The following is a 665-nucleotide window of genomic DNA, read 5'->3' on the forward strand; positions in this document are numbered from 1 at the left end:
GATTGATGCAGGCATTCTGATTTGTGCGGAATGCCATGAGTTGAACAAGCAGGAAGCTGACACCGACGAGCAAGTCTGCACCCGTTGTGGTGCGTTGGTACATGCCCGTCGCCCGAACAGCCTGGTGCGCACCTGGGCCCTGTTGATTACCGCTGCGATCCTCTACATACCGGCCAACATGCTGCCGATCATGACCATTAACTCCCTCGGCAAGGGCGCCCCCAGCACCATCATGTCTGGCGTGATTGACCTGGTTCATTACGGCATGTTTCCCATCGCGGCGGTGGTGTTCATTGCCAGTATTCTAGTGCCGACGTTCAAACTGGTGGGCATCGGGTTGCTGCTGTTTTCGGTACAGCGCCGTCAGCCACTTTCGGCTCGTCAACGTATCTGGATGTACCGCTTTATCGAGTTCATCGGCCGCTGGTCGATGCTGGATATCTTTGTGATTGCCATCCTGGTGGCGGTTGTGAATTTCGGACGGCTTGCCAGCATTGAAGCCAATCTTGGCGCCATCGCCTTCGCCAGTGTGGTGATTTTGACGATGCTTGCCGCAGTTTCTTTCGATCCCCGACTGATTTGGGATAACACGGAGTCGGACGACGACCATGACTGATTTGCCTACAGCGAAAACCCGACCGGCCTCGAACTGGTCAGCCATCTGG

The 665-nt window shown here is 55.8% G+C and carries 1 protein-coding gene; it reads left to right on the top strand.

Translation table 11 applies throughout. The features are described from left to right. The first annotated feature begins 1 nt into the window (after position 1). Positions 2–616, top strand: a complete 615-nt coding sequence (locus tag AC1DRJ_RS31275; protein WP_477805509.1) for a paraquat-inducible protein A — start codon at positions 2–4, stop codon at positions 614–616. Positions 617–665 lie beyond the last annotated feature (49 nt).

The sequence above is a fragment of the Pseudomonas sp. P5_B2 genome (assembly GCF_056400445.1).